Genomic DNA, 2,272 nt, shown 5'->3' on the forward strand with positions numbered 1-2,272 from the left:
AACGGCTATCACCGTCGGCTGAAAGAGTGGATGGAGCGCTTTCATGGCGTGGCAACTCATTATCTGAGGAATTATCTGGGTTGGCGCAGGATGCTGGAGCGTTACGGGAAGGGAGTGAATATCAAAGCGTGTCTGCATGAGGCGCTGGGGCACCCCATGCAACACGTAATTGGGACATAGCCTTTTTTCATGGTGAAAAGACAAACGTTTTCTCTGGTAGCCCTTGGCTATACTGACCCCATAATTTAATCAGGGCGACTTTTCGGGGCGACGGATTGTGTTAAAATCCCGCCCCTCTTCCCCCCAGAGCACAGAACATTGCCATGAAATTTCCCGGTCAGCGCAAGTCCAAACACTATTTCCCTGTCGACAGACGTGATCCGCTGGTATCACACAATCCGCTGTTGACCGAATTGGGCAAAGCCTATGTGGTCGGGATCGATCAGACCCTGGTAGATATTGAAGCCCATGTGGATGAAGACTTTCTGACCCGTTATGGTTTGAGCAAAGGCCATTCTGTGGTGATCAAGGATGACGTGGCTGAACGGATTTATGATGAGCTCAAAGCCAACAATATGGTGGTGAGCGAGTTTGCCGGTGGCACCATCGGCAACACGGTCCACAACTACTCTGTGCTGGCTGATTCTCACTCCATCCTGCTGGGTGTGATGAGTCAGGATATTCGCATCGGCTGCTACGCCTACCGCTATCTGTGCAACACCTCTTCCCGCGTCAATCTCGACTATTTGCAGCCGGTCGATGGCCCCATCGGTCGTTGCTTTACCTTCATTACCGAGTGCGGTGAGCGCAGCTTTGGTATCAACGCGGGCAAGATGAATCAGCTGGATGTCAATCATATCCCGGCAGAGGTGATCAAAGGTGCTTCGGCCCTGGTGATTACTGCCTATCTGGTACGTGGTGATGATGGTGACCCGATGAAAGAGGCGGCGATGGCCGCCGTTCGCCATGCTCGCGAGGCCGAGGTGCCGGTCATCTTGACCCTGGGTACCCGCTTTGTCATCGACGAAAACCCCCAGTGGTGGCGTGACTTCATTGCCGAGAACGTAACTGTGTTGGCGATGAATGAAGACGAAGGTGAGGCCCTTACCGGGATCAAAGATCCACTCGGTGCTGCCGACAAGGCGCTCGACTGGGCCGACATGGTGCTCTGCACCGCCGGCCCTATTGGCCTCTATATGGCGAGCTACACCGACGAAGATTACAAGCGCGAAACCACACATACCCTGTTGCCTGGCGTTATCCCCGAGTTCAACATGTATGAGTTCAGCCGCCCGATGGCCCGCGCCAAGTGCCGTAAACCGGCTCGTATCTACTCCCACATCTCCCCGTACATGGGTGGCCCGGAGAAGATCAAGAACACCAACGGGGCAGGGGATGGCGCCCTCTCTGCCGTGCTGCACGACATGGTGGCCAACTCCTATCACCGGATGAATGTGCCCAACTCGGCCAAGCATATCTCCGAGTTCCTCACCTATTCCTCTTTGGCTCAGGTGTGCAAGTACGCCAACCGAGTCAGCTATGAAGTGCTGGCCCAGAGCAGCCCTCGTCTTTCTCGCGGCTTGCCGGAGAAAGAGGACAGCCTGGAAGAGGTTTACTGGGAGCGTTGATCCCAGGTTGTTATCACGCGCCTCCCCTGGGAGGCGCTTTTGCAGGCAAATGGCGGTTATCCCGGCTTTTTTCCATCAATAACCCCAATATGCTTGAGTCCATGTCACTTTTACGACACCATTTGGCCATCGTATTGTCGCCCGACAATGCCGCAGAACCCGAAAGAAAGAGAGAGCCCCATGAGCATGCTTAACGACAACCTTGACGCCAATTTCCAACTGTTTATCGAACAAGTCCGCGAGTCGGGTCAGGTGTGGGGTTTGCGCTATGGGGAAGACTGGGTCGTCTGCCGTTCCGCCGAATTTGAAGATGCCGATGTGATGCCGCTCTGGTCTGCCGAAGAAGATGCCCGTCTGCACTGCGTGGACGAGTGGGCTGACTATGAGCCGGAAGTGATCGAGCTGGAAGAGTTCCTCGATATCTGGATCAACGATCTGGATGAAGATGATGTGCTGGTCGGCCCGAACTGGAACGCCGATCTGGAAGGTCAGGAGCTCGAACCGATCGAGCTGGCCAAGGCACTGGTTGAACTGAACGCCTGAAAGCACCTCCATTGATGGCCTGACAAGATCGGCCCATCCTTGGTTAAAGACCGGTATCTGCGAGGATACCGGTCTTTTTTATGGCTATGTCCCAATTACGT

General features: G+C 54.7%; 2 protein-coding genes and 1 pseudogene. All 3 read left to right on the plus strand.

Going from position 1 to position 2,272, the window contains the following annotated elements:
- Window positions 1-180: pseudogene (locus tag CF137_RS21665) on the plus strand (IS1595 family transposase); the annotation flags it as partial.
- Between the two features lie 143 nt (window positions 181-323).
- On the plus strand, window positions 324-1,628 hold the full coding sequence (locus tag CF137_RS21670; RefSeq protein WP_139721613.1) for an inosine/guanosine kinase: 1,305 nt from the start codon (window positions 324-326) through the stop codon (window positions 1,626-1,628).
- 180 nt (window positions 1,629-1,808) lie between these two features.
- Complete coding sequence (locus CF137_RS21675; RefSeq protein WP_042023959.1) at window positions 1,809-2,171, plus strand: DUF2750 domain-containing protein; 363 nt, start codon at window positions 1,809-1,811, stop codon at window positions 2,169-2,171.
- Window positions 2,172-2,272: the final 101 nt, after the last annotated feature.

It is taken from the genome of Aeromonas sobria, from assembly GCF_006243315.1.
GTDB classification, from domain to species: Bacteria; Pseudomonadota; Gammaproteobacteria; order Enterobacterales; family Aeromonadaceae; genus Aeromonas; species Aeromonas sobria_A.